The organism is Pseudoalteromonas sp. S3260 (assembly GCF_005886925.1).
Taxonomy (GTDB): domain Bacteria; phylum Pseudomonadota; class Gammaproteobacteria; order Enterobacterales; family Alteromonadaceae; genus Pseudoalteromonas; species Pseudoalteromonas tetraodonis.
The window spans coordinates 18,736-43,980 of the sequence record NZ_PNCV01000082.1; the positions used below are offsets into that span (position 1 = coordinate 18,736).

The window sequence follows — 25,245 nt, forward strand, 5'->3', positions numbered from 1 at the left end:
TAAAAAATTAAGGCGCGTATTTTATCTAAAACAAATGAACTTGCATAGTTTTTTTACGCCTAGACGTCTAAATAAAATATCTAATAGTAAATGGTTCTTAAAAAATATTCATAATGCCCTATTTTTATGGGTTTTTAATTGCACACAGCCCCCACAATAAGTAAGAATGGGGATAAATAAATACCCGCGCAAATACATATAAAGGTAGGAGAATTCATGCCATCTCGCAAAGAACTTGCAAATGCTATTCGCGTCTTGTCAATGGACGCAGTACAAAAGGCCAAATCTGGTCACCCTGGAGCCCCTATGGGCATGGCTGATATCGCAGAAGTATTATGGCGCGATTATCTAAAACATAACCCAACAAATCCAGAGTGGGCTGACCGAGATCGATTTATACTCTCAAATGGTCACGGTTCAATGCTAATTTATTCTCTACTGCATTTAAGTGGTTATGACTTGCCACTGGACGAAATTAAAAACTTCCGCCAAATGCATTCCAAAACACCAGGCCATCCAGAATATGGATACGCGCCAGGAATTGAGACCACTACGGGCCCATTAGGTCAAGGGATCACAAATGCGGTAGGTATGGCGATTGCTGAAAAGGCATTAGCAGCGCAGTTTAACCGTGAAGGCCACGACATTGTTGATCACCACACGTATGCGTTTATGGGTGATGGCTGTTTAATGGAAGGCATTTCTCATGAAGCATGCTCACTAGCCGGTACATTAGGCCTAGGCAAGTTAGTGGCATTTTGGGATGACAACGGCATTTCAATCGACGGTGAAGTTGAAGGTTGGTTTAGTGATGATACCCCAGCACGTTTTAAAGCATACGGCTGGCATGTAATTAGTGACGTTGATGGCCACGACAGCGATGCAGTAAGTGCAGCAATTGCAAAAGCTAAAAGCGTGACTGATAAGCCAACACTAATTTGTTGTAAAACTATTATTGGTTACGGCTCACCTAATAAATCAGGTAGCCACGATTGTCACGGTGCACCACTAGGTGATGACGAAATTAAAGCGTCTCGCGAGTTTTTAGGTTGGACGGGCGATGCATTTGAAATCCCTGAAGATATTTATGCACAGTGGGATAACAAAGAAAAAGGCCAACAGCTTGAAGCAAGCTGGGACGAAAAATTTGCCGCATATGAAAAAGCATACCCAGAGCTAGCAGCAGAATACAAACGCCGTACACATTCAGAATTACCAGCTGACTGGGCTGAAAAATCACAAGCCTACATTGAAGAGCTGCAAGCAAACCCAGCAAACCCAGCATCACGTAAAGCGTCGCAAAATGCATTAAATGCGTTTGGCCCGTTACTACCTGAATTTATGGGTGGTTCTGCCGATTTAGCGGGTTCAAACTTAACAATTTGGGATGGCTCTAAAGGCTTAACTGCTGATGATGCAAGTGGTAACTACATTTACTACGGTGTACGTGAGTTTGGTATGTCGGCCATTATGAACGGTATTGCACTGCATAAAGGCTTTATTCCTTACGGTGCAACGTTCTTAATGTTTATGGAATACGCACGCAACGCGGTACGTATGGCTGCATTAATGAAGCAACCAAGCATTTTTGTATACACGCACGATTCAATTGGTTTAGGTGAAGATGGTCCAACTCACCAACCAGTTGAGCAAATTGCGAGCATGCGTTTAACGCCTAACCTATACAACTGGCGCCCATGTGACCAAGTTGAGTCAGCAATTGCATGGCAACAAGCTATTGAACGTAAAGACGGTCCTACATCATTAATCTTTACTCGCCAAGGCTTAGAGCAGCAAGCTCGTGATGCCCAGCAATTAAGCGACGTTAAAAAGGGTGGTTACATCTTAAGTTGTGACGGCAATCCAGAGCTTATTTTGATTGCAACGGGTTCTGAAGTACAGCTAGCGCAAGACTCTGCGAAAGAGCTACGTGCGCAGGGTAAAAAGGTACGTGTTGTATCTATGCCATGTACTGATGCGTTTGAAGACCAATCGCCTGAGTACAAAGAAAGTGTATTACCAGCAAGCGTTTCACGTCGCGTAGCGATTGAAGCGGGTATTGCTGATTACTGGTACAAGTATGTAGGCCTAAATGGCGCCGTAGTTGGCATGACCACCTTTGGTGAGTCGGCACCGGCAAACGAGCTGTTTGAGTTCTTCGGCTTTACGGTAGAAAATGTAGTTAACAAAGCAAACGCATTGTTTTAAGCGACTGCTTTAACATTTAAAAGCCCGCGCTGCGTAAAATAGGGCGGGCTTTTTTGTTTGGCTGGTAGAGCTGTCAGCCATTAGCTTTCAGTTTTGGCGCTGAGGAGCCGTGCTAAGTAAAATCGTAAGAGGGTACTTCAGCTGCGATTTTTATAGTGTTTTGTTTTATTTTTTCTAATGTCTTGTTATGCGTGAAACTTGTTTCGCGCGTTGTTTTTATCAAAATCTTTATGGTTATTTTATAAAATAATGAATTAATACACCTCTTCTTTATAAGGAACAATTAGCTCATTTAGCAATATTTGATTGAAATAGCAGATAGCTGCTTCTAGCTCACGAGAGTTCATGGGAGCAAAATAATTAATTACCCTTAGTAAATCTGAAGCTGTTTTTATTACGCTAGCTAGCTCACTTTTGTTATAGCTTCTTATTATGAACCTAAACCCAAAAGGCTCGAAGTCTTTTTGGATTTCATTAATCATTCCCTCTACATATCGTTCAGTTATTTCCTCTTTCTTTATCTCAATGGAATGATTAATGGAATTAATCGCAAATAAAAAGTTTGGAAATTCAATAGTTGGTACTTTGGAGGTAACGTCAAAATTTATTACTTTCTTTGGGGTGTTTTCAGGAAATAAAGCTATGTAAAGTATTGATGGGTGGCTTGAGTAATTATTTTGACTTTCAATTGTAATTAATTGTTCTTTCAATGTATCAATAATGTATTCTCTATGCTGAATGAAAATTGAAAAATTGTCTTTACTTTCAACTTGTTTTATTTGCCTCTCCGTTTGAGTGATTTTATACCACAAACCAAAAACACCTGTTACTGAAATTAATACTTTAAAAAGCTCTATAGCTAGTGAGAAAGTATTTGTGATATTTGACCAATTTTCTGGCTTTGAATGAGAAAATGATAATTGAGGGTAAGTGAAAATAATTTGGGAAATTGCTAAAAGTATTGGAAGAAAAATAGTTAAAAAACTTAGGTATATTAATGTCTTAAAAAACATTGAGTTTTTTTATTATTTATTACCATTATGCTTCAATCCTTAAAAAAGTAGACCTGTTAAATATTACAAATTAAAGTATCACACAAAAGTGTCGAAAATCTTTTTCAAATCAAGACAGTGCCTTGCTTTCTCTATCTATGTTTAATCATTTATCTAAACGTAAAACACTTGACGCGCTAAAACACGACCTACCATATATGCCCGAAGCCCGAAGCCCGAAGCGAAATGAGTAATTTTCACAGCACTTAACTTGCAAGGTTTATATGTATCAGGCACTGTGGGGGTAACAAAATTATAAATTAACAACAGGAGTTAACATGCCAAAGTTCGATAACGTTAGTGTGGTTAAAAAAGCCAATGTGTACTTTGATGGCAAAGTATCAAGCCGTACTGTGCTTTTAGGTAACGGTGAGGCTAAAACCTTGGGTTTTATGCAACCCGGTGAATTTGAGTTTAATACTAACCAAAAAGAGTGCATGGAGTTGTTAGCAGGGCAGTGGGATGTATTACTACCTGGTGAAAGCGAGTGGAAAAAATTTAATGCGGGCGAGTCATTTAATGTTGATGCTAATGTGAGCTTTCATGTAAAAGTAAGTGATTTTGCAGATTATTGTTGTTCATACACCGATTAATTTGTTGGTTGATTAAATTATCAACACCTCTAAAGGTCGCTACAAAGCGGCTTTTTGCATACTTAATGCTAAATGAATGATCTAAATCAGGTGGGGTAATAAATAATTGCGTAATTTTCATTTTTTTCTCTTGTGTTAATTCGTTTAGCCCCCAATACTAACTATGAGGTAACAAATAAAAGGATACCCTATGAAAATTAATCTTTCTGGTCACCATGTTGACGTTACTGATTCTATTAAAGAACACATTAACGAAAAGTTCTCAAAAGTCGCGAGCCATTTTCCATCATTGATATCTCTAGATATTATTCTTTCAAAAGAGCATCATAAGTTCCAAGCAGAAATTAGCACAAATTATGAAGGTGCGCGTATATCGGTAAAAGGGGAAAACGAAGTTATGTATCCTGCTATTTCCAGCGCAGCTAAAAAACTCGATGCCGCATTAAAGCATCGTAAAGGGCAAATAAAAGCAAATTTACATGAAAAGCCTGTAAGTACCACACCAGAAATAGCACATGAAATCATCCAAGAGATGGATTTAAATTAATAACTAACAGCGTGTTATTTTAAAAAGAGCCTAAGGGCTCTTTTTTATTGCCTGTAAATTAGGTAAGTTATGCATTCACACAGTTTATTAATGATAAAAATTAATAATAAAAGCACATAACACACCAAATTTGAGAAGTTAATGCAGTACACACAAAACACATGGAAGTCTCGGTTAGGGGCGCTCGGCCCAGGTATTTTAATGGCAACCGCTGCCATTGGTGGCTCACACTTGGTGGCCTCTACTCAAGCAGGCGCATTATTTGGCTGGCAGCTATTTTGTCTTATTGTGGTGGTTAACGTTTTAAAGTACCCGTTTTTTCGTTTTGGTATGGAATACACACTCGCCACCAAAAACAGTTTAGTAGAAGGGTATAAAAACCAAGGCCCTGGCTATTTTTACAGCTTTATTGCCCTCAATATTATTGCCGCTGTGGTAAATACCGCAGGTGTATTGTTGCTTACGGCGAGCTTATTACACTACGCATTACCTATTAGCATTCCTGTTACCTTATTGTGTTGGGTAATATTGGTCGTGTGTTTAATTATATTATTACTGGGGCATTTTAAAGCGCTCGATAACGTAGCAAAAGCTATTATGGGGCTACTTACTATAGCAACCATCACTGCATTGTTTATTGCTATAAATAACGGCCCAGTAGCGCCTGTAAACTACGTTGGCCCCTCACCGTATGAACTTGCCATGTTGGGCTTTCTGGTTGCCTTAATGGGCTGGATGCCAGCGCCTATTGAAATATCGGCACTGAGTTCTTTATGGCTTAAGGAAAAACAAACTCAGCAAAGTGTGACTAAAAACCAAGGCTTATTCGATTTTAATCTAGGTTATTGGTTAACCGCCGGGCTTGCGCTGGTATTTTTTAGTTTAGGCGCGTTAGTGCAATACGGGCAGAGTACAAATATAGAGCTAGGCGGCGTGGCGTTTGCTAAACAGCTGATTGATATGTACGCATCAACAATAGGCGAGTGGGCAAGGCCTTTGGTATCAGCCATCGCGTTTTTATGTATGTTTGGCACCACACTCACCGTACTTGACGGTTACGCCCGCACACTTAACGAATCACACAAATTACTTGGTTTTAAGCAATCTAAACACAGCTTAAATACGTGGCTTATACTGCAAGCATTGGCCGGTATGGCGGTTATTTTATTTTTTAAATCAGCCCTTGGCCCTATGCTTACCTTTGCAATGACACTTGCTTTTGTAACCACCCCTGTTTTTGCATGGCTTAACTTCAGCCTAGTGCGCTCAGAGCCCGCGATTAAACACAGTCTACTTTTGCGTGGCTTAACCTGGTTAGGCTTGGTGTACTTGGTTGGTTTTGCTATGGCGTTTGTGGTTTGGAAGTTGATGTAATTTTATATTCGAGGTGAAAGGTTAAGGGTTCAAGGTTAAAGGTACAAATCAAACAACCTCTGCATAAATGTCGACTGTTGTAGACCCCGATAGGCTTCAGCGAGCGAAGATAAGACGGTCAAAAATTATGATGTTTATCCTAATTAGTTAAAATATGAGTTAGATAGGGCTGAGTGAATGTACGATAACAATCCAATTGAGTTTATACACCGCTTATTTGGTATTCCTTACTCAGGAAGACGGTACTAAAATGGCAAGCTCTGCTAATCAACTCTCACCTACCAACCCTAAAAAAGGGTGGCTTTCTATAGGCGTTTTATGTTTAATCATTACTCTCTATGCCTACAGTTTTAAATTAGAAATTAGCACATTAAGTCTTATTGCTGAAAATGTAATTTCGTTAAAAATTAAACCTGTAGTAATTCCTTTGATAGTTATGATGCCCACTTTTTTTGTACTCATCTACGGGATTTATCAAAGAATGCATGGTGATATATCAGAGAAATCGATGCGAAGGGGACTATTTGTTATTATAGGATGCTTCCCTCTATTTCTGATTACCTGGTGGATTTACAGCTGGCAACTTAGTGATAAACTTGAAAGTGAAGGCTATTCCATTTGTCACTGGTATTCAGGAGCTTCTCTAGGAGCTCCAAAAATTTGGCTTTCAGATCCAGGTTACTGTATTGAAGACGGTTATTTAGTAAGGATTGAATTACTTGAATGGCTAAAGCAGCAGCGGTTAAGTGGAAAAACACCATCCATTGAAGTCTTCGAGAAGCAATTAGAATTCATGCTCAGTGAATACCATCAAAAATATGGTGTATGAGCTACTTAAAATGCATTAACTAAGTTTTTTTATCGCTTTACTTATCTCATTTAAACTAAGTGGGTACATGCGGTTGTTCATTAACGTGGTGCATCGAATTGTTTCTGGTACATCGATCATTTTGTCGGATGGAGCGGCTTCGCCACTTATCCGACCTACGTCAAAAGGTAGGTTGGTTAAGCCGAAGGCGCCACCCAACAAAGTTATGGGTTCACGCCCGAAGCTCTGCTGCTAGCGCTGAGCTGTCGTAAATTAATATTTAACTCAGCTCTTTTATAGCGCTACTTATCCCATCCAAGCTCAGCGGGTACATGCGGTTGTTCATTAGCTGCTTTATAAAATCAATTGATTGATAGTACGGCCAGTGTTCAACCGGTTGTGGGTTGAGCCACGCGACTTTATCAAAGTGATTTGTGATTCGGTTCAACCATGCACTGCCGGGTTCTTCATTCCAATGTTCTACTGAGCCGCCAGGATAGGCAATTTCATACGGGCCCATAGTGGCATCACCAACAAATATAACTTTGTAGTCGCTGGTAAATTTGTTGATCAGCGTCATGGTGTCAATAACGTTTGAGTGGCGGCGTTGGTTATCTTGCCACACGTTTTCGTATAAACAGTTATGGAAGTAGTAAAACTCAAGGTGTTTAAATTCGCTGTGGGCGGCGCTAAATAATTCTTCGCAGGTATGAATGTAGTCATCCATTGAACCGCCAATATCAAACAGCATCAATACTTTTACCGCGTTGTGGCGCTCGGGGGCCATTTTTACATCCAGCATGCCGCCTTGCTTGGCGGTCGCGCGTATGGTTTCGTTTAAATCAAGGGTGTCGCTTGCGCCAGTACGAGCAAATTTGCGTAGTTTTTTAAGTGCCAGCTTTATGGTACGAGAGCCAATTTCGCGGTCAGAATCTAGGTTACGGTATTCGCGCTTATCCCACACTTTTACCGCTTGGCGATTGCGGTTGCCGTCTTGACCAATGCGTACGCCCTCAGGGTTATAACCATACGCACCAAAAGGCGAGGTGCCGCCTGTACCTACCCACTTATTGCCGCCAGCATGGCGTTTTTGCTGTTCTTCTAAACGCTCTTTTAGGGTTTTCATTAGCTCGTCGAGCCCGCCCATGGCTTTTAGTTGGGCTTTTTCTTCATCGCTTAGGTGCTTTTCAAACTCTTTACGCAACCAATCTTCAGGTAAATTGTGTTGTTGTTTTAAGCTTTCGAGTAGGTCTAAGTCGGCAATACCGCTAAAGTAATCGCTAAAGGCTTTATCGAACCGGTCAAAATGGGTTTCGTCTTTTACCATAATAGTGCGCGCTAAATGATAAAACGCGTCTACATCAGCAAATATAACGCCTTGTTTTAAAGCGTTAATTAAATCGAGTAGTTCGCGCAGGCTCACAGGCAAGCGGTATTTGCGTAGCGTGAAAAAAAACTGTACCAACATATTAGCGACGGCTCATAAACGCGAGCTTTTCGATTAGGCTTATGTCTTGCTCGTTTTTAAGTAGCGCACCAAACATCGGCATTAAACCGCCTTTTTGCGCTTTGTCGTGCAGGATTTTTGCGTCTATATCTTCAGCCATTAATAGCTTTAACCAATCCAGTAACTCGCTGGTAGATGGCTTCTTTTTAAGGCCGTTGGCTTCGCGTAAGTTAAAAAATACTTCTAGCGCTTGGCGAACTAAATCTTGTTTAACATGCGGGTAGTGCACATCAATAATTTGCTGCATTTCGTCGCTATTTGGAAAATCAATATAATGGAAAAAACAGCGACGTAAAAACGCATCAGGCAGCTCTTTTTCATTGTTTGATGTGATGATCACAATAGGGCGCTCTTTAGCCACAATACGCTCACCGGTTTCGTATACATGAAATTCCATTTTATCGAGTTCGAGCAGTAAATCGTTTGGAAACTCAATATCGGCTTTGTCTATTTCGTCAATAAGCAGTACTGGGCGTTTGCCGTTTAATTCAGCGTACATGAAGGCTTGCCACAGCTTACCTTTAACTATGTAGTTGCTAATATTGTGAACGCGCTCATCACCTAGCTGGCTGTCGCGCAAACGCGATACCGCATCGTACTCGTACAAACCTTGCTGCGCTTTAGTGGTTGATTTTATATGCCACTGAATAAGCTCAGTATCTAAACTTTTCGCTAACTCTTCAGCCAGCATGGTTTTACCTGTGCCAGGCTCGCCTTTAATTAAAAGCGGTTTTTGCAGCATAATAGCGGCGTTTACTGCCTGTTTTAATGCTGAGCTTGCGATGTAATTATCAGTAGAATTAAATTGCACGGGTTATCCTTTATCTGGTCTGAGCAGTAATTATTATGCGTTATAATGCCATAGTTAATCGGCTTCACCAAGGTAGGCAAAACGGGCGATAGTTTTACCGTCTTTTTCTACGGTTTCAGTAAACATACTTAGTGGGCGTGCCCATATGCCGTATTCACCGTATAAGGCTTGGTAAATAACCAATTGCTCGTTGGTTTCGCTGTGAGTCGCCACATGCATAACTTTATATTGTGGGCCTTTGTAGTGTTGATATAAACCCAGTTTTAGTGCTGTAGTCATAGTCTGTTATCTTGTATAATTTGCCTTCGCTTTTTATTATGCCAAAGAATACAGCAATACTATGAATTATATTTCTCTTGATGATTACAAAAAAGCCTGGGTATTTCGCCACAAAGATATTCCGGTTTCAGATATTGATGCAGCCAATATTAAACCCATGACCAGCGAGCGTGCCGCCGTACTGTGGACAACCATGGTGAGTCGCGAACATGATCATCCAGACTTTTTTGATAAAACCGATTGGTGCGCGCAAGAGCAAAACTTTAGCCAAGAAATTAATTGGGAAGATGCGTGGGAAAGCGAAGAACCCCAATTTCCAGATGCTATTTTAAACCACCTAGACTGGCAGGCTAACACCACCGTTTATTTTTGTATGGCGCGCGATAATATTATTGAAACGAGCTTTGATGTGTTTAAACGCAACTGGCAAAACTTTATGTTTTTAGCCGATGGCAGTTTATTAATTGGAAAAAAACGTAATACGGTTGTGCAATTTTTAGAATCAGGCATTGCGAAATTAGGCGAAAAGCCCTAACAATCGGTGCTTAAAAACTGTGCATTACTGTGTTATAAAACATCTATTAAGGTGTTTTTGAGTACAGCGATTGGTCAGTAAAAATAAGCAGTTTGACACAAACCAACAAGTTGAAATGTGGCAAACTGATGCACAAAAAGTGCTTTATGCACAATTATGTAATGCCTTTTATCAGCGTGAGGTGCAGCGCTTAGTGGCTGAACCTAATGGTGATCGTTTACGCAGGCAATTAAAAAGCCTGCCTTATTACATTGAACGTGCCGCAACACGGGTGGCTAATGCAACATCGCCTTTTACGCTCGATGCGCAAAATGGTGGGTGGCTTGAAAAGCAAAAACCAACTCCGCCAGAAGTTAATTCTTCAGCGAATGAACTTTTTTATCAAGTCTATGCCAAAGTTGGGCTGATTATTCCTGTATTATTACAAAGTCACGGCCAAATTCGGGTTAGAATAGATAGCATTGATCAAGTAACTAAAACACAGGTTCATTGCAATGAGCTTGGCTGGTTTGATTTTTTAGGTCAAGGGCTTGAGCAGCAAAGTGCGCAATTACTCAAACCCAACAAAGCAACGCTTGCTGCGGCGTGTTGTGGCCATCAGTGGCAGTTTTCAAAGCGCAGTACGCCACGGGTATTATCGTTACGGGAAATGTTACTAGCTGCCAATATTAATTGGCGCAATGTTAAGCGGCCATTGGCGTAAAGCTTACAATTCAAAATTAAAATAAGGAGTGTTTAATGCGATTTTTTCAATTTGGCTTGTTGTGCTTAGCACTTTTTATCCAGTACCGCCTTTGGTTTGGTCATAACGGGGTGCAAGACTACACCCGTTTAAAAAATGCGGTGGCATCGCATCAACAAACTAACGAAAAACTAATAAAGCGTAATAAAGTATTAAAAGCGGATATAGAAGATTTAAAGCTCGGCCACGAAGGCATTGAAGAGCGTGCCCGCAACGAATTAGGAATGATTAAACCGGACGAAACCTTTATTCGTGTTTTACCGGCTCAACACCATGACAAATAAATTTACTATTGCAGCTATTGTTCCTGCCGCAGGTGTTGGCAGCAGAATGCAACACACAACACCAAAGCAATATATTTCCTTAGCAGGGAAAACCATTTTAGAGCACACGCTCGCTAAGTTATCGCAGTTACCGCAGTTAAACTCTATAGTGGTGGTTTTGAGCGAAACCGACCCTTACTTTGACGACCTTACGCTAGCTGATCCTCGCATCGTGCGTGCTATTGGCGGTAAAGAGCGTGCAGATTCAGTGTTAAACAGTTTATTGTTTTTAGCTGCCAATCCACCGACTTGGGTTTTGGTGCATGATGCAGCAAGACCTTTAGTTGATATTGCTGATATAGAGCGCTTAATCGCACAGTGCATGCAGGCTGATGAAGGCGGCATTTTAGCCAGCAAAGTAAAAGACACCATAAAACGAGGGCAAAGCCATGCGCAGCAAACAGTGCCTCGTGATGATTTATGGCAAGCACTTACCCCGCAGCTTTTTAAATATGACGAGCTCAAAACAGCACTGCAAAATGCGTTAGCCAATGGGGCAATTATTACTGATGAAGCCAGTGCCATGGAATGGGCAAATAAGCCGGTAAGGTTGGTGGCGGGGCGCAGTGATAATATTAAAATTACCACCCCAGAAGATTTAGACTTAGCAGCTTTTTTACTGCAAAAACAAAATAATGAGAGTGCAACATGATACGAATAGGGCATGGTTTTGACGTGCATAAATTTGGAGGCCAAGGGCCTTTAACTATCTGCGGCGAAAAAATTGATTATCCACAAGGCTTTTTAGCACACTCAGATGGTGATGTAGCTATTCATGCCTTATGTGACGCTATTTTAGGATCATTAGCGCTGGGCGATATTGGTAAGCATTTTCCGGATACGGCCAGTGAATATGAAAATATTGATAGCCGTATTTTACTTCGCCATGTAGTGAACCTAGCCAAGCAACAAGGTTATGTATTGGGCAATGCGGATGTAACTATTGTGGCACAAGCACCAAAAATGCTGCCGCACATCCAAGCCATGCGAACCAATCTTGCCAGTGATTTAAATGCCGAGCTTTCACAGGTAAATGTAAAAGCTACCACTACCGAAAAACTCGGTTTTGAGGGGCGTAAAGAAGGAATTTCAAGCCATGCTGTGGTCATTATGAGTAAACAAAACGCATGAGCGAATTAAATTATTTATATGGCGCGCCGCTTTCCAAAGCCGACTTTAAAACCACCGCAGAAGACTTTATGGTTGATGAGGAGCTCGGTATAGAGTTTACCGGCAGTGGTGAACACGTGTGTTTGCAAGTGGTTAAAAAGGGTGAAAACACCCAATATGTTGCCAAGCTGATTGCACAAAAAGCGGGTGTATCGCCACGTGATGTAAGCTATGCCGGTATGAAAGACCGCCATGGAGTATGCTCGCAGTGGTTTAGCGTAAAAGTACCGATTAAAAAGCATATTGATTTTACAGAGCTGAACAGTGAAAGCGTGTTTGTGGTATCGCAGCAGCGCCATGAGCGAAAATTGCGCACCGGTTGTCATAAAGGAAATAGATTTACTATTACCTTGCGCAATGTAACCGAGCCGCTTGATATTTTGTGCCGTATAAACGCAGTGCGTGCTGGTGTGCCTAACTATTTTGGTGAACAGCGCTTTGGTCGTGATGGACACAACCTAGTGATGGCCGAAAAGATGTTTGCCGGTGAGCGTATTCGCGATAAAAAGCTGCGAGGCATTATTATTTCTGCTGCGCGTTCACATGTGTTTAATCAAATTGTTAGTTTACGCGTGGCTGAGCATGGCCTTGCTAAAACCATGCACCGCGAAGTATTTATGCTCAGTGGCAGTAATGCATTTTTTGAAGATGCGATAAGTGATGAAAATATTGCACGGCTTGCTTCTGGCGATATTATGATGTCGGCGCCCATGGTGGGCAAAAGTGAAAAAGGCTTAACCGAACAAGAAAAAACATGGTTGGCACCGTATCAAGTATGGTGTGATTGCTTAGGTGAGTTAGGGCTTAAAAACGAGCGTAGAATGCTGCGTTTAATCCCTCAAGATCTAAGCATAGAAACACTTGATGAACGCACATTAAAACTCAGCTTTGGTTTACCCAAAGGCTGCTTTGCAACGGCTTTACTGCGCGAACTGGTTGATTATACTGACGCCAGTCCTCGCGAGCGGAAAGAAAAGGATAACGCAGATGAAGATTCTATTAAGTAATGATGATGGTGTTAATGCCAAAGGTATTGCTGTTTTATACCAAGCATTAACACAAATTGCTGAGGTAACGCTGGTTGCGCCAGATAGAAATTGCAGTGGCGCAAGTAATTCACTGACGTTAATGAATCCGCTGCGTGCCACAACGCTCGACAACGGATTTATGTCGGTTAATGGCACGCCAACGGATTGTGTGCATTTAGGTGTGAATCAATTAATGGATGAAAAACCCGATTTGGTTGTTGCCGGTATCAATCATGGCGGTAATTTAGGCGACGATACACTTTACTCTGGTACAGTTGCTGCGGCGACTGAAGGTCGTCATTTGGGCTTACCAGCAATTGCAGTATCTTTGTGCTCTCATCATGGTGAGCATTTTGAAACAGCGGCAGCCGTTACTGTAAATATTATTAAAGGGCTTGCCTCACATCCGCTGCCGAAAGATCAGATCATTAATATTAATGTTCCTGATATTCCGCTCTCTGAGCTCAAAGGCGTTCAGGTAACTCGTTTAGGGGCTCGTCACAAAGCAGAAACCATGACCAAGCAAACCGATCCTTGGGGACGCGATATTTTTTGGTATGGTTCTTTGGGTACAGAAAGCGATGCCGGTGAAGGCACTGATTTTTATGCTGTAAATAATGGCTATGCATCAGTCACCCCATTGAGCGTTGATATGACCGCTAAAGACAGTATCAAAGCTGTGGGAGAGTGGTTAGCCGAGTTGGAGATTAACCGTGCTGGCTAATTATACCCGCAGTGCACAAGCGCTTTCAGACCTATTACAGCGAGATGGCGTAGAAGATAAAGAGGTTTTAAAGGCGATTGCGCAAATTCCTCGGCATATCTTTATTGATGATGTACTCAAACACAAGGCGTATCAAAATACCGCGCTACCTATAGGACAAGGGCAAACTATTTCTCAGCCCTATATTGTTGCGCGCATGACCGAGCTAATGCGATTAGCCGGTGTGCAACATAAGGTGTTAGAAATAGGCACCGGGTCGGGCTATCAAACTGCGGTTTTAGCTAAAACCTTTGATAAGGTGTATTCGGTTGAGCGTATAAAAGCTTTGCAATGGCAAGCAAAGCGTCGATTACATCAGCTCGATTTATATAATGTCACTATGAAACACGGTGATGGTTGGCAAGGATGGCAATCGCAAGCGCCATTTAATGGCATTATTGTGACGGCTGCGGCAACGATTATCCCTCCAGAACTACTCGCACAACTTGCAGATGGAGGCGTATTACTTGCCCCCATTGGTGAGGCAGAACAAAAATTAACCATGGTTATTCGCGAAGGCGATAGCTTTACAGAGCATGTAATTGCGCCAGTAAGATTTGTACCTTTGGTCCCTGGCGATATTGAATAGGAATTCATTTTGAAGTTGTTTACCAAGTTATACGATATGGCGCTAGTGTGGGCTAAACACCGCCACGCAGAACGTTATCTAGCAGGAATGAGCTTTGCCGAATCGGTTTTTTTTCCGGTGCCACCCGATGTAATGTTAGCGCCGATGTCGCTAGCGCAACCAAGTAAAGCATGGCGATTTGCAAGCTTTGCTACCGTAGCTTCTGTGCTTGGTGGCGTGCTAGGTTATCTACTAGGATTTTGGTTATTTGAACCTGTTGTAGAGCCTTTTATTGCACAAATGCAATGGCAAGATAAATTTAATACGGCACTTACATGGTTTAAAGATTATGGCGTATGGGTGGTATTTTTAGCCGGGTTTTCGCCTATTCCTTATAAGGTATTTACTATTGGTGCAGGGGTATTACAAATGGCGTTTTTACCTTTTATTATTGCCTCAGGTATTGGGCGTGGCGCGCGTTTCTTTTTAGTATCTGCTTTAATGAAATGGGGCGGAGTTAAAATGGAACAAAAATTACGCCAATATATTGAAGTACTTGGCTGGGCAGTGGTTGCTTTAATCGCTGTTGCGTACCTATTGTTGCGATAATCGCCATAATATAATGATATTAAAACAGAGGGCAAAACACATTGAATAAACAAATACGCTGTTATGTTGCTTTATTTATTAGTGTTTTGCTCTGTGCATGCTCGTCTCGCCATGTTCCCGCTCCGGTAAGCAGTTTAAATAATAATATTAATGACTATCCCTCACGGATTAATATTAACGGCGGAAAATACACAGTACAAAAAGGCGATACACTTTACTCGATTGCTTTTAGTGCCGGAAAAGATTTCAGAGAGCTTGCAAAAAACAATTCAATTCCATCACCTTACACTATTGTTCCTGGTCAGGTTGTATCCCTTTTAGAACCAAGTAGGTCAAGGGTTACACAAAAAAAGTATAAAAAGAAAGCTGTTAAAAATTCATCCCATTTACAAAAAGGCAACATAAAATTAAAGAAAGAGCTTGATAAGCCGAAAAAACGTAGGTATGTTCAAAAACAAGCTAACCAAAAAATTAGCAAGCCTCAAGGTTCTACAAACAGAAAGTTGAGTTGGTTTTGGCCTGCTAAAGGTAAAATAATCCAACGCTTTTCTAACAAGGAAAATGGTTATAAAGGCCTACAGATTGCTAATAAAAAGGGGACGGCAGTATTCGCCGCTGCTCAAGGAACGGTAGTCTATGCGGGTAGTGCACTAAGAGGTTACGGTAATTTAATTATATTGAAACATAATGATGATTACCTAAGTGCTTATGCACATAACTCAAAGTTACTTGTTAAAGAAAAGCAAATAGTGAAGGCGGGACAAAAAATAGCAGAAATTGGTAATTCAGAGTCTTCAGTAACGGCACTTCGCTTTGAAATTCGTTATCGAGGAAAAGCTGTTAACCCTGCTAAATACCTACCCTGAACTAAAGGTGTTGATTGACAGTTCTGGAGAAGGCTCATGGCTAATACAGCAAAAGCTAATAAAACGACTACAGACCTTAATCATAAAGTTATTGATAGCTTGCTCAGGAGAAGTCTTATGGCTGATGTAGCAAAAGCTGAGAAAACCCCCACTGATGATAAGTTTGACGATTCAAAAGTTGAAGAGCCAACGCAACTACTTGATGACGTGGAAGATGAAGACGTATTTGTTAAAGAAGAAGTCACTAAAAACTTCGACGCCACTCAGTTATACCTAGGCGAAATTGGTTTTTCCCCTCTATTAAGTGCCGAAGAAGAAGTTTTTTTTGCACGAAAATCGCTTAAAGGCTGTGAAGCTTCCCGTAAACGCATGATTGAAAGTAACTTACGCTTGGTTGTGAAAATTGCGCGCAGGTATAACAATCGTGGGCTTGCTCTACTCGATTTAATTGAAGAAGGTAACTTAGGACTCATTAGAGCGGTTGAAAAGTTTGATCCTGAACGTGGTTTTCGATTTTCTACTTATGCTACATGGTGGATACGTCAAACCATTGAGCGGGCGATAATGAATCAAACGCGTACGATTCGTTTGCCTATTCATGTAGTTAAGGAGCTTAACGTTTATTTACGTACAGCACGTGAGCTAACGCAAAAGCTTGATCATGAGCCTACCGCAGAAGAAATTGCAGAAAGCTTAGATAGACCGGTTGAAGACGTCACCAAAATGCTACGCCTAAATGAAAAAATAGCCTCTGTAGATATGCCCATTGGTAGCGAGAATGACAGTGCATTATTAGATGTGATAGCTGATGAAAAAAATGTAGGCCCTGAAGGTGAAGTACAAAACAACGATATGAATACGCATATTATTGACTGGTTAGGTGAATTAAACCCTAAGCAACGCGAAGTACTTGCACGTCGGTTTGGTTTACTAGGCTATGAACCCTCAACCCTTGAAGATGTAGGCCGTGAAATAGGCTTAACCCGTGAGCGAGTTCGCCAAATACAGGTTGAAGCGCTGCGCCGCTTAAAAGATATTTTGCAACAAGAAGGCTTAAGTACCGAAAGCTTATTTGAACAATTTGCTTAATCTAATCTAAACACACAGAGAAATGAATACAGCCCGGCTTTTTAAGCCGGGCTGTTTGCGTTTAAAGCAGTGCTTTTAATTTATAAAGCAGTTCATGCGCCTGACGCGGTGATAGGTTATCAGGGTCTATTGCGCTCATTTGTTGCTCAAGCTCACTAGGCTGAATTATTTGCGGTTCACTATCAAACGGTAAAACCTGTTGCTCTGTAGTGACTGTGGTGACACTTTGATGGTTTTCAAGCAAGCTTAGCTTTTGTTTAGCTTGGGCAATAACCGCTTTAGGCACCCCGGCCAGTGCAGCTACTTGCAAACCAAAGCTCTTACTCGCTGCGCCATCTAATACCGTATGCATAAAGGCAATGGTATCGTTGTGTTCGATGGCATCTAGGTGCACATTAACCAGCCCAGGCGTTTGCTCTGCAAGCTCTGTAAGTTCAAAGTAATGGGTTGCAAACAGGGTTTTAGCCGCTATTTTTGAAGCGAGGTGATCAGCCGTCGCGTACGCCAGTGATAAACCATCGTAAGTACTGGTTCCTCGGCCTATTTCATCCATAAGCACCAATGATTGCGCGGTGGCATTATTTAAAATAGCCGCGGTTTCGGTCATTTCAACCATGAAGGTTGAACGCCCAGATGCTAAGTCGTCACTGGCGCCAATACGGGTAAATATTCTATCTATATTACCAATTTTAGCGCTATCGGCAGGAACGTAACAGCCAATATGTGCCATAAGCACAATAAGCGCAGTTTGGCGCATGTAGGTTGATTTACCGCCCATGTTAGGGCCGGTAATAATCAACATTTTACGCTGGTTATTGAGCTCCACAGGATTGGCAATAAACGGGTCTTTCATTACCTGCTCTACCACAGGGTGGCGGCCTTGTTTAATGCTGATATTATCGCTATCGCAAAGCTCAGGCTTGGCATAATTAAGTGTTTGGGCACGCTCTGCTAAATTGTTCAGTACATCTAGATCGGCAATTACTGAGGCCATTATTTGTAGCTGCTCAATATGCGGAGCTATAAATTCAAATAACTGTTCGTATAATTGTTTTTCAAGGGCCAGCGCTTTTGATTGACTGCCGAGGACTTTGTCTTCGTGTTCTTTTAGTTCTGGGATTATATAGCGTTCGTTATTTTTTAATGTTTGACGACGAATGTAATCTGCAGGCACTAAGTGCGAGTTGGCGCGACTCACTTCAATAAAAAAGCCATGCACTCGGTTATAACCAATTTTAAGTGTGCTAATACCGGTGCGTTCTCGTTCGCGCTGCTCTAGCTGTTCAAGCACATCGGTGGCACCTTGGCTTAAATTACGCCACTCATCGAGTTCGCTGTTATACCCTGGCGCAATAACACCGCCATCACGAATTAACACTGGCGGATTATCAATGACAGCACGTTCAAGTAATGCTTGTAGCTCAGGAAGCTCTTTAGAATGCGTAATTATATGCGAAATACGTGTATCAGTTGCATCGTTTAATAAGCTATGCAGTGGCGCCAATGCTTGAAGCGCACTACGAAGCCGTGTTAAATCGCGTGGGCGAGCGGTATGTAATGCCAAGCGAGCAATTACACGTTCTATATCACCAATCTCTTTGAGCGCGTCATGCAGTTCACCACATAATTGTGCATCTAAAATGGCAGTAATAGCATTAAGTCGTGAGTTGAGTTCATCTTTATTACGAATAGGAGTATGAATGCGACGTTTAAGTAATCGCGAGCCCATCGCCGTTGCTGTTTTATCAAGCACTTGGGCTAAGGTGTTTTCAAAGCCGCCGGATAAATTAACCGTTAACTCAAGGTTTTTACGGGTTGGCGCATCCAAAATAACCGCGTGTTCGTTATGCTCAAGAGTGATTGCGCGGATGTGCGGTAATGCAATACGTTGCGTATCTTTTACGTACTGCATTAAACAGCCTGCTGCCACCAAGGCGCTATGTGCTTTGTCGACGCCAAATCCCACTAAATCTTTGGTCCCAAACTGCTCGCACAGTAAGTGCTGCGCGGTATCAAGGTCAAACTCCCAATCAGGGCGACGTCTTGCCCCTTTAATGTGTTCAATTAAGTGAATATTTTCAAAGTGTTCGCTATACAGTAATTCAGCAGGCGCTAAGCGTTGTAGCGTTGAGCTAAATGCTTCATCAGTGTTTACTTCAACAACATTAAAGCGTCCTGAGTTGATATCAAGATACGCAATACCGTATTGGCCTTTTTTATTTTGCCAAACACTGGTTAAAAGGTTGTCTTGGCGTTCTTGCAGTAAGGCTTCGTCAGAAATGGTACCCGGGGTGACAATACGTACTACCTTGCGCTCAACAGGACCTTTGCTGGTGGCTGGGTCGCCCACTTGCTCACAAATAGCCACCGACTCGCCCATTTGTACTAAGCGGGCTAAATAGTTTTCTACTGCATGATAAGGCACGCCCGCCATAGGAATAGGATCGCCGCCGGCTTTGCCACGATGTGTTTGTGAAATATCAAGCAATTGCGCAGCGCGTTTTGCGTCGTCAAAAAAGAGTTCGTAAAAATCCCCCATCCGATAAAACAATAAAATATCGCGATGCTCTGATTTTATTTTTAGATACTGCTGCATCATAGGGGTTTGTTGTTTTATAGTGTGCGGTGCATAAAGATCAAACGACATGTATTTACCCAAAGGCTGAATATGGAATTACATCAAGAGATTAAGACACTTGCTGCGCAATTAGGCGCTATTTTAACGGATAAACGCTTATGGATCACTACCGCTGAATCATGTACTGGTGGTGGAGTGAGTTATTCGCTTACTGATACCCCCGGAAGCTCTGCATATATTGACCGCGCATTTGTCACTTATAGCAATAACGCAAAGCATGAATTACTCAATGTGAAGCGTGATACCCTTGAGGAATTTGGCGCGGTGAGCGAACAAACAGTCATTGAGATGGCAGCAGGTGCATGTAAGGCGGCTAATGCTGATATTGGCATTGCTATTTCAGGAATTGCAGGTCCAGGTGGTGCCACTGAGGGCAAACCGGTAGGGCTTGTGTGGTTTGGCCTACAAATTAACGGTAAACACTGGACGTTTGAGCAAGTATTTGATGGAGATAGGGCGCAAGTTAGGCTGCAAGCTATTGTATTTTCTTTAAAAAGTATAATAGAGAAGATAAAATAATAAAATTAGCTTGATACTGTGATTTCATACAGTATACTTGTGTGCATTAGCTGGATTTGGAGAGTAAAATGAACGATAACAAACAAAAAGCATTGGACGCAGCTTTATCACAAATTGAACGTCAATTTGGTAAAGGCTCAATTATGAAATTGGGTGATAACAAGGCGTTAAACATTGACGCTGTATCAACAGGCTCGCTAGGTATTGATATTGCTTTAGGTATAGGCGGCTTGCCAATGGGGCGTATTGTTGAAGTATATGGCCCAGAGTCATCAGGTAAAACAACGCTAACATTACAAGTTATCGCACAAGCTCAAAAAGAAGGTAAAACGTGTGCCTTTGTTGATGCTGAGCATGCTCTTGATCCAGTTTACGCACAAAAGCTAGGCGTTAATATTGATGAGTTACTTGTATCTCAACCAGATACGGGTGAACAAGCACTGGAAATTTGTGACATGTTAGTGCGTTCAAGCGCGGTTGATGTAGTGATTGTCGATTCTGTTGCTGCATTAACACCAAAAGCGGAGATTGAAGGCGACATGGGTGATTCACACATGGGCCTACAAGCACGTTTAATGTCACAAGCATTACGTAAGCTTACAGGTAACATTAAGCGCTCAAACACGCTATGTATTTTCATTAACCAAATCCGTATGAAAATTGGTGTAATGTTTGGTAATCCTGAAACAACAACTGGTGGTAACGCCCTGAAATTTTACGCCTCTGTACGTATTGATATTCGTCGTATTGGCTCGGTAAAAGAAGGCGACGAGGTTGTTGGTAACGAAACGCGTGTTAAAGTTGTGAAGAACAAAGTAGCACCGCCGTTCAAACAAGCTGAATTTATCATTATGTATGGTGAAGGTATTTCTAAGCAGGGCGAGCTGATTGATTTAGGTGTTAAGCATAAAATTGTTGAAAAAGCAGGTGCTTGGTACAGCTACAATGGCAACAAAGTTGGCCAAGGTAAGTCTAATTCGATTAAGTTCCTTAAAGAAAACCCTGAAATTGCAGATGAAATTGAAGGTAAATTACGAGAGATGCTATTGCTAAAAGCAACAGTTGAGCCAGAAGATGGCGAAGACGTATTAGGTGATGAAGGCGACCTTTAAGCCCATTTGTTTTAAAGCTTGATTTGATCCGAGCTTAAAAAAAAGCGCTAACCATTAGGTTAGCGCTTTTTTATTGTTTGCTATAAAGCGACTTAAAACCTAGTTAGCTTTATAGCTGCCAGTTAACTGACAGTGAGTAGTTACGCGGTGCACCGTAGTAACCTTGCTCCCAATAAAGGCTGTTTATGTACTTTTCATCAGTACTGTTATTAACATTAAAGGTAACACCGACGTTTTGAGTAATTTCGTAGGTGGCCATTAAATCTAGTAAGCCATAAGCATCTTGTTTTGTTGTTGCCAATGCGTTGCCTGCTGGATCTTTTACTTGCACACGGCTAATAGAATCTTGCCAGCGGTAATTAGCACCTAAGGTTAAACCATCAATAAATGGCACTTGATAAGTGGCTGCCATTTTTAATTGGTTTTCTGGGGTGTAATCTTTAACGAGTTCATCACCATCAATACTTAAATTACTAAAGCTGATACTGGCACTTAAATCATCAGTTAAGCGACCGCTTAATTCAATTTCGAAACCATCACTGTTAATACCATCTGCAGCGTAATAACGCGTATCGCTTGGAAGGGAGCCCGGAAGTGCAACAGCAAGTCCATCTTGCTTAGCATCAAAATAGGCCAGTGTTACAAATACTTGCTCACCTAAAAGTTGTGCTTTTAAACCAACTTCAGCACTTTTACCAATAACAGGAGCCAGTTGTTCAGCGTTAATGTCTAACTCTTTTTGTGGTACAAACGTTTCTGTGTAGCTAGCGTAAGCTGATAATGACTCGGTAAAATCGTACACAGTACCAATATAAGGAATTAATTCTGAGTCATCACGGGTTTGCACTACATCATAAGCAGTACCTTTAGTTTCCCAGTCGGTATAGCGTACGCCAGCCAAAATGCTTAATGGTTCTGCTAGTTTTATACGAGTTGAAACATAGGCCGATCTTTGTGTATTTTGTACATCACTGCCGTTAGGTTTATCAGCCAGTGTCGCTTCTGGAATAACACCATCCCAAGTCGCTAAATCAGGCATACCTGGAAAACCATTACCTGTAGTGTAGTCATAAAGCGATTGGTCATTAAAGTCCATGTTTGCCTGGCTAATGCCGAATGATAAGTCGTGCTCTAGCGAAAATAGCTCAAACTTACCGCTGGCATATAAATCAAACAAATCTTGGGTGTCTTTGTAATCATAACGACTCGCATAGCCGGTTAAACCTAAACCAGTATCTTTATCTGGGGTACCATATACATAAAATAACTCAGAATTTTGTTCATTTTTTATATGGGCATAACGGGCTTTAGCAACCCAAGTCGCTGATAAGTTTTGCTCAAGTGTTACATATATACGTTCAGCGCTATTATCCCAATACGACCAATCTGCAGCTGTACTAGTTGACTCATCATAATCAGTTGGTGAACCATCAGTGTAATAAAGCGGTAACGCGCCCCATAGAGGGCTATCGGCATCTTTTTGCTGGTTTACATAGTTAATGCTTAGTAATGTATCGTCAGTTAGCTTACCCTCATAGGCAAGGTAGGCAATGGTCTTATCGGTTTCGTAACGGTCTAGGTACGACTCTTTATCTTGCTTAGTAAATACAACACGAACGGCGTGTTCGTCGTTAATCGGTGTGGAAACATCAATATCTACACGTTTATTATTCCACGAACCATAAGAAGCCGATGCATTAGCTTGTGTTGTGTAGGTTGGTTTTTTTAGCACCATATTTATAGTAGCTGATGGATTACCTGCACCGGTCATCATGCCATTGGCACCACGCACTATTTCAACGCGGTCGTAGATTGCTGTATCTAATGTTCCCTGAATTGAACCTGAACTTTGTGGAATACCTAAGCCATCAATTAAAAAGTTAGTTATTTCAAAACCACGGGCTTTAAAGTAAGTACGATCGGTTTCTATTTGTTCCACTGTTACGCCTGGGGTGCTTTCTAATACAGCGTTAATATCATCAAGTGAAAAGTCATCCATCAACGCGCGTGAGACAACAGAAATTGACTGTGGAGTTTCTTTAATTGTTAAACCTAGCTTAGTCGCTGACTGTGCTTCTTCGGTAATATAATTTTTATGATGTTGCCCATAAACGGCAATTTTTTCTAGAGGTAGGTCGTCTTGCGTGTCGTTAGCAATAGCATGCCCAGATAAAACCAGTGAAGTAAGTAGACTCAGTTTAAATGCAGATTTTTTATGTTTGTACAGCATCTTGTTTCCCATAAGATAAAATGTGGGTGTAATTTAATCTAAATGAGAGTGATTTGCAATTGCGTTAAGTCGGTATTTTACACATCTTTGATATTTTTTAAATAAAGCGTGTGGTTGTAGTTAACCTGAGCGCTAGTTAAAAACCAAAAAAAAGCGGCCGAAGCCGCTCAGGAAGTAAATCAGTACTTTAATCAGTAAAGAAATTAAAATGCATATTTAACAGAGAACTGTAAGCGATCCATATCGCCATCTACGCCACTTTCAAGCTCACGTTCTGCATGTTTTAATTCAGCACCAAAGGTTAAGCGTTTAACCGGTGAGTACAGAATATTTGCGCTGTAGCTTTGGCTTGATTCTGTCGGATCACCTGAGAATGAAAGTAAGTCTGTATTGTTATCTGCTGAGAAAAACGAATATAGGAATGTAGAGCGCCATTGGCTGTTCCACTTATGTTGATACGCAATAAAACCAGATGTTGAATCAATGGCATCTAAATCATCACCGTTGAGTACTGCACCACGTGCTACGTTTAGACCAACATAACGGCCTAACCCTTTACCTTGAGTAAGCATAAATTTAAGGTTGTCTTCACCTAGTTTAACCATACCTGATGCACTGACACCAAAAGAAGTTTCATCGGCATCAACACCGCCTACTTTATAAGTTAATTGACGAGCGAGTGCAGCAACTACAAAGTTACCCCAATCCGCTTTGTGAGTATAGCGTGCAGTAAAATCAGGTAATGAGGCATCATCCGTCACTGCCATGCCACCACCAGGTGTTGTAATTGTACTTTCTGGGTTTTCTAAAGAGAAAGACCATGCGCCCGTAGTGTATTTAATTTGAGATTGACGAACGAACACTGTGCCTTCTGCTGGGCCAACAAAATCAAGCGCTTCTGGTAATGCACCAACGTTTTGAAAGTTTGACCATGTTTGACCAAATAACCAGCCATCATAAGAAATAAATGCATGGCGAATACGCGGCGAATATGAATTAGACACACGCTCGTTACCGCCTGGGGCAGAAGCTAAAAAGTCTAGTTCTATTTTAGTTTTAACCGTTTTACCGTTATCTAATAAGGTAGCAGTTCCAAAATTGAAACGTGACTCACGAGCGTGCATATCAAATACAGCGTCTGAACTATCATCGCTACCAACTGTTAATGTACTTGGTACATAAAAGTCACGGCCAACACTGCTGCCTGCAGGCGCACCTGCTGAGTAGTCACTCCACATAGTGTCGAGTTTAATGTATCCACCGTAGGTGAATTCGGTATCACCTATTTTTGCAGCTGTTGCGGCATAAGTTGTGCTAGAAAGTGCACAAAGTACAGCTGTAGCTGCCAGTGTTTTAATTGGAGTAAGTTTCATTGTTGCGTCCTTTTATAGGCTACTTGTTGTATGTTTTTTCTAACGTGTGTTACTTATATAGTACTAACAAATTGAATTTACATAGTTTTAATTTAATTTGTTAGTAAATACGGATTGTTAATAAACAGTCAATACTTTTATATATTTAAGCTACTGTTGTATATGTACACAATTTACTCAATCAACTATTAGTCTATTAGACTAAGGTTTAATAAATATAGGTTGTTCAAATTCTTTGCTTTAATAATGTGTATTTTCATGTAAATCAAGTGTAACTCATGGGATTATAGATAAGATATTGGGGTCTGTTGACCTTTGCGGATTAAAATTTGTTCAAACTAGGGGCGATTAAATCACGGCGCGAGGTTTGTAACCTAGTGGGCTAAGTAAAAACCGAGCAAAGCTTCCGCGTCCTGCTCACGCCCCTTACCTACATCCATGTAGGCAACAAAGAGTAAATCGCCCCTAGGCAGAACCCTTCGGGCAGCGCCTGTTTGGCAT

25 protein-coding genes are annotated in these 25,245 nt (G+C 41.4%); 18 read left to right on the top strand and 7 right to left on the bottom strand.

Annotation, left to right across the window (positions count from 1 at the left end; translation table 11 throughout):
- Nucleotides 1-216: 216 nt before the first annotated feature.
- Nucleotides 217-2,208 (top strand): transketolase, encoded by a 1,992-nt coding sequence (gene tkt / locus CWC14_RS13820; RefSeq protein ID WP_016899653.1) that lies wholly within the window; start codon nt 217-219, stop codon nt 2,206-2,208.
- A 254-nt stretch (nt 2,209-2,462) separates the two neighbouring features.
- Here the strand turns inward: tkt and CWC14_RS13825 are convergent, their stop codons facing one another.
- Nucleotides 2,463-3,221, bottom strand: a complete 759-nt coding sequence (locus CWC14_RS13825; protein ID WP_138563423.1) for a hypothetical protein — start codon at nt 3,219-3,221, stop codon at nt 2,463-2,465.
- A 317-nt stretch (nt 3,222-3,538) separates the two neighbouring features.
- Between CWC14_RS13825 and ppnP the strand changes: the two genes are divergently transcribed.
- The 4 genes from ppnP (at nt 3,539) to CWC14_RS13845 (ending at nt 6,603) form a co-directional block, all read left to right on the top strand.
- A complete protein-coding gene (ppnP, locus tag CWC14_RS13830; RefSeq protein ID WP_138563425.1) occupies nt 3,539-3,853 on the top strand; it encodes a pyrimidine/purine nucleoside phosphorylase in 315 nt (104 codons plus the stop codon).
- Between the two features lie 190 nt (nt 3,854-4,043).
- The gene (gene hpf / locus CWC14_RS13835; RefSeq protein WP_013465684.1) at nt 4,044-4,400 is read left to right on the top strand and encodes a ribosome hibernation-promoting factor, HPF/YfiA family; all 357 of its coding nucleotides are present in this window, start codon (nt 4,044-4,046) and stop codon (nt 4,398-4,400) included.
- 141 nt (nt 4,401-4,541) lie between these two features.
- Nucleotides 4,542-5,774, top strand: a complete 1,233-nt coding sequence (locus CWC14_RS13840; protein WP_138563427.1) for an NRAMP family divalent metal transporter — start codon at nt 4,542-4,544, stop codon at nt 5,772-5,774.
- A gap of 250 nt (nt 5,775-6,024) precedes the next feature.
- Complete coding sequence (locus CWC14_RS13845) at nt 6,025-6,603, top strand: DUF1240 domain-containing protein (protein ID WP_138563429.1); 579 nt, start codon at nt 6,025-6,027, stop codon at nt 6,601-6,603.
- Nucleotides 6,604-6,862: 259 nt separating this feature from the next.
- Here CWC14_RS13845 and CWC14_RS13855 read toward each other — a convergent pair whose 3' ends face one another.
- Genes CWC14_RS13855 through CWC14_RS13865 form a run of 3 tightly spaced genes read right to left on the bottom strand, consistent with a single transcriptional unit; the run spans nt 6,863 to nt 9,179 of the window.
- Nucleotides 6,863-8,050: a vWA domain-containing protein gene (locus CWC14_RS13855; RefSeq protein WP_013465677.1), complete on the bottom strand. Its 1,188-nt coding sequence runs from the start codon at nt 8,048-8,050 to the stop codon at nt 6,863-6,865.
- Nucleotide 8,051: 1 nt separating this feature from the next.
- On the bottom strand, nt 8,052-8,900 hold the full coding sequence (locus CWC14_RS13860) for an AAA family ATPase (protein ID WP_054201792.1): 849 nt from the start codon (nt 8,898-8,900) through the stop codon (nt 8,052-8,054).
- A gap of 54 nt (nt 8,901-8,954) precedes the next feature.
- On the bottom strand, nt 8,955-9,179 hold the full coding sequence (locus CWC14_RS13865) for a DUF1653 domain-containing protein (protein WP_008110327.1): 225 nt from the start codon (nt 9,177-9,179) through the stop codon (nt 8,955-8,957).
- 61 nt (nt 9,180-9,240) lie between these two features.
- Here CWC14_RS13865 and CWC14_RS13870 point away from each other — a divergent pair, with 61 nt between their 5' ends.
- The 11 genes from CWC14_RS13870 (at nt 9,241) to rpoS (ending at nt 16,872) form a co-directional block, all read left to right on the top strand.
- Nucleotides 9,241-9,714 carry a DUF2947 domain-containing protein gene (locus CWC14_RS13870; RefSeq protein ID WP_128583116.1) on the top strand — a complete coding sequence of 158 codons (474 nt, stop codon included), beginning with the start codon at nt 9,241-9,243 and terminating at the stop codon, nt 9,712-9,714.
- Between the two features lie 70 nt (nt 9,715-9,784).
- Nucleotides 9,785-10,417, top strand: coding sequence for a hypothetical protein (locus CWC14_RS13875; RefSeq protein ID WP_128583117.1), 633 nt, complete (start codon nt 9,785-9,787; stop codon nt 10,415-10,417).
- 35 nt (nt 10,418-10,452) lie between these two features.
- Nucleotides 10,453-10,740 (top strand): cell division protein FtsB, encoded by a 288-nt coding sequence (ftsB, locus tag CWC14_RS13880; RefSeq protein WP_008110330.1) that lies wholly within the window; start codon nt 10,453-10,455, stop codon nt 10,738-10,740.
- Entirely contained in the window at nt 10,730-11,431 is a 702-nt protein-coding gene (gene ispD / locus CWC14_RS13885; RefSeq protein WP_128583118.1) for a 2-C-methyl-D-erythritol 4-phosphate cytidylyltransferase, read from the top strand. The genes ftsB and ispD overlap by 11 nt, the downstream gene beginning before the upstream one ends.
- A complete protein-coding gene (gene ispF / locus CWC14_RS13890; protein WP_013465671.1) occupies nt 11,428-11,910 on the top strand; it encodes a 2-C-methyl-D-erythritol 2,4-cyclodiphosphate synthase in 483 nt (160 codons plus the stop codon). The genes ispD and ispF overlap by 4 nt, the downstream gene beginning before the upstream one ends.
- Nucleotides 11,907-12,956, top strand: a complete 1,050-nt coding sequence (gene truD, locus CWC14_RS13895; RefSeq protein WP_138563433.1) for a tRNA pseudouridine(13) synthase TruD — start codon at nt 11,907-11,909, stop codon at nt 12,954-12,956. The genes ispF and truD overlap by 4 nt, the downstream gene beginning before the upstream one ends.
- Nucleotides 12,937-13,701 carry a 5'/3'-nucleotidase SurE gene (surE, locus tag CWC14_RS13900; protein WP_138563435.1) on the top strand — a complete coding sequence of 255 codons (765 nt, stop codon included), beginning with the start codon at nt 12,937-12,939 and terminating at the stop codon, nt 13,699-13,701. The genes truD and surE overlap by 20 nt, the downstream gene beginning before the upstream one ends.
- Nucleotides 13,691-14,329: a protein-L-isoaspartate(D-aspartate) O-methyltransferase gene (locus CWC14_RS13905; protein WP_138563437.1), complete on the top strand. Its 639-nt coding sequence runs from the start codon at nt 13,691-13,693 to the stop codon at nt 14,327-14,329. The genes surE and CWC14_RS13905 overlap by 11 nt, the downstream gene beginning before the upstream one ends.
- A gap of 9 nt (nt 14,330-14,338) precedes the next feature.
- Nucleotides 14,339-14,917, top strand: coding sequence for a YqaA family protein (locus tag CWC14_RS13910; protein ID WP_033102817.1), 579 nt, complete (start codon nt 14,339-14,341; stop codon nt 14,915-14,917).
- Between the two features lie 41 nt (nt 14,918-14,958).
- Nucleotides 14,959-15,783, top strand: coding sequence for a peptidoglycan DD-metalloendopeptidase family protein (locus CWC14_RS13915; RefSeq protein WP_076920669.1), 825 nt, complete (start codon nt 14,959-14,961; stop codon nt 15,781-15,783).
- Between the two features lie 117 nt (nt 15,784-15,900).
- The gene (gene rpoS, locus CWC14_RS13920; RefSeq protein WP_033102888.1) at nt 15,901-16,872 is read left to right on the top strand and encodes an RNA polymerase sigma factor RpoS; all 972 of its coding nucleotides are present in this window, start codon (nt 15,901-15,903) and stop codon (nt 16,870-16,872) included.
- Between the two features lie 61 nt (nt 16,873-16,933).
- Here rpoS and mutS read toward each other — a convergent pair whose 3' ends face one another.
- Nucleotides 16,934-19,519, bottom strand: coding sequence for a DNA mismatch repair protein MutS (gene mutS, locus CWC14_RS13925; RefSeq protein WP_138563439.1), 2,586 nt, complete (start codon nt 19,517-19,519; stop codon nt 16,934-16,936).
- A 21-nt stretch (nt 19,520-19,540) separates the two neighbouring features.
- Between mutS and CWC14_RS13930 the strand changes: the two genes are divergently transcribed.
- Nucleotides 19,541-20,029 carry a CinA family protein gene (locus tag CWC14_RS13930; protein WP_024602330.1) on the top strand — a complete coding sequence of 163 codons (489 nt, stop codon included), beginning with the start codon at nt 19,541-19,543 and terminating at the stop codon, nt 20,027-20,029.
- Between the two features lie 68 nt (nt 20,030-20,097).
- Complete coding sequence (gene recA / locus CWC14_RS13935; RefSeq protein ID WP_058155138.1) at nt 20,098-21,141, top strand: recombinase RecA; 1,044 nt, start codon at nt 20,098-20,100, stop codon at nt 21,139-21,141.
- A gap of 109 nt (nt 21,142-21,250) precedes the next feature.
- On the opposite strand, the gene CWC14_RS13940 is transcribed toward recA, so the two are convergent.
- The gene (locus tag CWC14_RS13940) at nt 21,251-23,371 is read right to left on the bottom strand and encodes a TonB-dependent siderophore receptor (RefSeq protein WP_171036855.1); all 2,121 of its coding nucleotides are present in this window, start codon (nt 23,369-23,371) and stop codon (nt 21,251-21,253) included.
- A 203-nt stretch (nt 23,372-23,574) separates the two neighbouring features.
- Nucleotides 23,575-24,744 carry a DcaP family trimeric outer membrane transporter gene (locus CWC14_RS13945; RefSeq protein ID WP_138563443.1) on the bottom strand — a complete coding sequence of 390 codons (1,170 nt, stop codon included), beginning with the start codon at nt 24,742-24,744 and terminating at the stop codon, nt 23,575-23,577.
- Between the last annotated feature and the right edge of the window lie 501 nt (nt 24,745-25,245).